This window comes from Candidatus Chromulinivoraceae bacterium, assembly GCA_035478595.1.
GTDB lineage: Bacteria > Patescibacteriota > Saccharimonadia > Saccharimonadales > Saccharimonadaceae > CAMLKC01.
In genome coordinates, this window is the sequence record DATIJL010000002.1 from 1 (window position 1) to 4587 (window position 4587).

Below are 4587 nucleotides of genomic sequence, written 5' to 3' on the forward strand. Positions count from 1 at the left end.
CAGCTCGAAAACCAGGCCAGTCGAATACGAGCCCCATACACTTGGAGTTGTTTTCCGGTCATTGTTCTTGTTCTCACTTTCACTCCTTTCTAGATTAGAAAGTATATGACGAAGTGTCCAAGATGTATGGGAGCCGGATAATTTTTTTGCAAAAAATATTGACACAAGCACATATTTATGTTATCATTGCAAAGATCGAGATTCATCGACAAGCATTGGAGTAACCATGCACTACGTCATGGCTTCCGCCTCGACCGCGGCCACCACCGTTGGTGCCACCGCCCCCTGGTGGGGAAAGGTCCTCATCGGGTTCTCTCTGGTCATCATCGGCGCCGTCCTGAGCTGGATGAGCCACACCAAGAAGATCTCGTTCGGCGACCTGACCGACTGGGTCGTGTACCTCTTGGTGGTGCTGATGGGCGTCGGCGTCTGCGTCATGCTGTGGGGACTGGGAGTCAATTTCAGTTCCTGAACCTCATCTTCACCCCGCTAGCAAGCGGCGACGAGCAACCTGAATAAGGTACGCTCCGCTGCAATGCAGCGGGGTTTACCTTTGTCCAATAAATCAAAGAATAAAGTGTTCTATAAATAAACTAAAGAACACTTTTATTTATCGGCTTATTCAATTGAGTTAGATCGTTTTGTCGCATACAACCAAGTTGCTATACTGGAAATATGCATGAAAATCCCAACAAAGAACGGGCAGCCGAGTTCTTAAAGCTCATATCGTCGGGAAAAGTGGACGAGGCCTACGACCAATTTGTTTCCTTAACAGGCAAGCACCATAGCCCACACTTTGCCGCCGGCTTTGGTACGCTCAGAGAAGCTATGAAAGAAAACTACAGACTATTTCCTAAAAAGCAGTCTAGTATCAAGCACGTTGTAGGTGAAGGCGACATGGTTGCGATACATTCACACGTTGTTCTGAAACCAGGTGATCTCGGGTTCGCTATCTTGCACTTATTTCGGTTTGAAAACGGAAGTATTATTGAGTTATGGGATTTTACTCAACCCGTACTAGAAGAATCGCCCAACACTGACGGCATATTTTGAATCAATAGGTGATATTTAGCTATTTTAAGCATAGTCCGAGTTTTGTAGCTATTTCTATATTTGACATTTACTGTCAAATTGATATAATGCCTTAATATGAGAGTTGTGTTCAATTAGAGAACATAGCGCTAAAACGTATATCAAAATTACCCATAGCAAGGAAGTACTCTATGCCAGGACTACGCGAGCGAAACATATCTACAGCGAAAAGTGCGATACAGGCTTGTGCAATGCAGCTTTTCACCGAGCATGGTTACGCGCAAACTACAGTAGAACAAATTGCTGAAGCAGCTGAGGTGTCTCCCAGTACATTCTTTCGTTATTTCAACACGAAGGAAGCGGTGATCCTATATGATAATATCGATCCAATCATCATTGGGGCTTTTATGCGGCAATCTCCAGATACTCCAACAATTCGTGCAATGCGAAATGCCGTACAGGAGCTTAGCGATACACTTCCAAAAGAGAAGAAACGATTAGAATTGCAGCGCTTTGAACTATTAAATTCAGATCAAACGCTGAGAAATAAAGCTTTCGGTGAAACAGCAGCCAGCATCGATGCCTTTGCTGGTATCATTGCACAGCGTACTGGGAAAAACACTGACGACATTGCGGTGCGCAATCTCGCTGGTGCCATTATAGGTGTCATGGTTGCAGTGTTGCAGCAGTCATACAAACAACCTTCTATGGCAATCTTCGAAGGAGGCATGGACGCAGCGCTAGCACGACTAGAACAAGGATTAGAGTTGTAAACTCACCGAACTAAATAACGTACCTTCTATCTAAACCATTGACGGACTTTCTAACAGAAAAGGATAATTATGCAGACAACAGTAAAAAACTCACTTCAAAATCATCGTATCAATAAGCAAGCTCGCGATCAGCTCCTCGGGCTGACAGCTATGTTCCTTCTTGGCATGGGAGTCAATCTTATAGGCTTACCCTCAGAAGTCACGGGTGGACAACAAACAGCTACCTCGATCCTATTGAGTCTTCATGTGCTCATCGGCCTTAGCCTAGTAGCTGGTAGTATCGTGACTGTAGTACGCGCCAAATCATCTGACTTTATGAAATTGGCATGGATTGGCCTAGCAACTATCCTTATAACTCTACTCTGTGGCATCATGACTGCAGCTACCGAAAGTAACTGGTGGTCATACGGCATGTCGATCGGCTTTATTGCGAATTTTTGGATATACGGCGCTCTCTTCGTTAAAACACGAAGCGGCAAAGAGTAGTAAAGAAAAGACAAGTTTTGCGGATAGGGACGCATTGTCCCAGAGTTACGTAGTCGCTCTGTAGATATTGGCATCATGCAACGTCCACGCTGCATTCCCACTAACTTCTTGCGCGTCACCGCCGAGCATAATTATCTCGTCACCCTGTCTCGTCAACGCAACAGCCGCCATACCAAGCCCTTTGTCGTATAGGTTTGCGTGCTCATGGGCTGCCAGAAGATCGCTCGTTCCGACAAGCGCAAAAATATCTGTGTTTCTATTCGCTATGTTATTTTCAAATACGGCAATGCTTTGAAAGGCGGCATTCGCAAGCATTGCTGCTTCAGTCGGAGTTGCCGTTCTCTCAATTGCGACTTCGTATACGCCCGGCCCACGTTCGTCCGCAGCAAAAAGAGTAGGCTCTTTTCTTGTTTCAGCCTCATTTAGAGAGAACGTATTCGGGCGTTCTTGTTGCACAGTAAATACTCGCTCACCCCGTGTTGATGTTTGAGTACGAAACTCTATACTACTAAGCGTCATTACCGTCATACTACGCCTTCGTTGTGGTCTCGTCAAACATCGCTCAAGTCCGACTTTCAAAATAGCCCGTATAATAAGACCCAAGGAGGAACTATGTGTAGAAATATAAAAACACTCTTCAACTTCGACCCACCCGCAACCGAGGAAGAAATTCGGGCCGCATCGCTGCAGTTCGTCAGAAAACTTTCTGGCTTTCATGAGCCCTCACAAGTCAACGAGGACGCCTTTACTGATGCGATTGAAGAAGTAACCATCGTCGCCAGTAAGCTACTGCACGATCTGGTAACCAACGCTGAGCCGCATAATCGCGAAGAAGAAGCGGCAAAAGCTCATGCTCGAGCCGTTAAGCGTTTTGGTAATTCATAGCAAGAGTATCACGGATTATTCGTTAAAGACTTCTTGTACTGTATAGGTGTCTTGCCTATAACATGTTTGAAATCAGTTATAAAGTGTTGTTGGCTACTATACCCAAGATCAAACGCTAAGGCCGCCCAGTTAGGAGAATCTTCATCACGAATAAAAACAGCCGCTTCTATGAGTCGGTTTCTTTGGAGTAACCACTTGATACCAATACCAACATATTCCTGAAAAAGTTGTTGCAGCCGGCGTTCGCTTTTTCCGAATCTTTGGGCAACCGCCTTAACATCCTGCAAGTTATCCGTTTCAATGGCACTGATTATTTCATCCACGAGTTCAATATTGCGATCCGCAAGTGGCTTTTTAGACTGAATAAGTTCAGCCAACCTATATACTGCAACTTCATCTGGTTGTAATAGAAGTTTCTCGATGAAGGCGTCGTTAACATCAGGAAATACTTGCCTAAGAGGAATGGTCGTATTATAAAGATCTGCAAGAGATTTTTGCCAAAGCGCATGAAAAGCACCAGAGAAAAGGCGAGCGCCAATAATTCTGCCCGAATCGGCTGCCTTGTAGTCTCCTGTCACGAAACATGCATTGAATACCTGATTCCGGTTTTGAGATATGTCAACATATGGCTACTCGCCGACTCGATCCCAGCTAATAATCCATAAATGGCTCACAAACGGTAATAAGCTTTCGGGTGGCTGGTATCTTTGAAAAGTAACATGCCGCTGGAAACCTACTTTTGTCATTCGTCTTCTTATTATAAGAGTCAGCATCCTCAATAGATAGAGGTGCAGATACATAACAAGGAGGTATCATGACACATAAACATTCTACACGGAGTAAGCACCATTAGCTTTTTTGCTGATGACTATGAAGCAGCCAAGAACTGGTATAACAAATCTTAGGCATAGACTCTTACTTCGAACGACCAGAATACGCTAAATTTCGATTGGGAGATTACCGAACAGAGCTCGGTATCATAGATAGCAAATACGATACAGAGAGTTTAAAAGGGCGGGCAGGAATCGTTGCATATTGGCATATTGATGACGTTCAGACTGTACTAGAAAAGGTGATTCTATGGGAGGCAAACAATTAGAAGCACCGCAAGATCGCGGACGTGGATTCATAACTGCAACAGCGGTTGATACATTTGGAAATATCCTGGGGATTATGCACAACCCGCACCTAGAAGTTCTAAAGTCTGTCGAATAGATTACTCTTTCTTGTTTCAAAAATACCTCCAGTGATGAGGTGTCATACGAAAAAAGGTAACTATACCTTTACAACAAGTAAATAGTTAAGGCTTCTTGGGGTGTACTTGCTATAAGGGGATAGTCACCAAATAACACAAAGATATTTTATTATGCAAATCATTGCAAACACCCCTAGCTCGCAGCAAAGATTGCGA

Annotated in this window: 8 protein-coding genes; 6 read left to right on the forward strand and 2 right to left on the reverse strand. The window is 44.3% G+C overall.

Features of this window, described 5'->3' with window-relative positions; translation table 11 throughout:
- Positions 1-226 precede the first annotated feature (226 nt).
- From VLG36_00455 to VLG36_00470, 4 genes are all read left to right on the forward strand, one after another.
- Entirely contained in the window at positions 227-472 is a 246-nt protein-coding gene (locus VLG36_00455) for a hypothetical protein (protein ID HSW77251.1), read from the forward strand.
- A 203-nt stretch (positions 473-675) separates the two neighbouring features.
- Positions 676-1053, forward strand: a complete 378-nt coding sequence (locus VLG36_00460; protein HSW77252.1) for an ester cyclase — start codon at positions 676-678, stop codon at positions 1051-1053.
- Positions 1054-1283: 230 nt separating this feature from the next.
- The gene (locus VLG36_00465) at positions 1284-1805 is read left to right on the forward strand and encodes a TetR family transcriptional regulator (GenBank protein ID HSW77253.1); all 522 of its coding nucleotides are present in this window, start codon (positions 1284-1286) and stop codon (positions 1803-1805) included.
- A gap of 69 nt (positions 1806-1874) precedes the next feature.
- Positions 1875-2291: a hypothetical protein gene (locus VLG36_00470; protein HSW77254.1), complete on the forward strand. Its 417-nt coding sequence runs from the start codon at positions 1875-1877 to the stop codon at positions 2289-2291.
- 45 nt (positions 2292-2336) lie between these two features.
- Here the strand turns inward: VLG36_00470 and VLG36_00475 are convergent, their stop codons facing one another.
- The gene (locus VLG36_00475) at positions 2337-2810 is read right to left on the reverse strand and encodes a hypothetical protein (protein HSW77255.1); all 474 of its coding nucleotides are present in this window, start codon (positions 2808-2810) and stop codon (positions 2337-2339) included.
- Positions 2811-2903: 93 nt separating this feature from the next.
- Between VLG36_00475 and VLG36_00480 the strand changes: the two genes are divergently transcribed.
- Positions 2904-3176, forward strand: a complete 273-nt coding sequence (locus tag VLG36_00480; protein HSW77256.1) for a DUF2277 domain-containing protein — start codon at positions 2904-2906, stop codon at positions 3174-3176.
- A gap of 8 nt (positions 3177-3184) precedes the next feature.
- Here the strand turns inward: VLG36_00480 and VLG36_00485 are convergent, their stop codons facing one another.
- Complete coding sequence (locus tag VLG36_00485; protein HSW77257.1) at positions 3185-3754, reverse strand: AraC family transcriptional regulator; 570 nt, start codon at positions 3752-3754, stop codon at positions 3185-3187.
- Between the two features lie 502 nt (positions 3755-4256).
- Here VLG36_00485 and VLG36_00490 point away from each other — a divergent pair.
- Positions 4257-4391 carry a hypothetical protein gene (locus tag VLG36_00490; protein HSW77258.1) on the forward strand — a complete coding sequence of 45 codons (135 nt, stop codon included), beginning with the start codon at positions 4257-4259 and terminating at the stop codon, positions 4389-4391.
- Positions 4392-4587 lie beyond the last annotated feature (196 nt).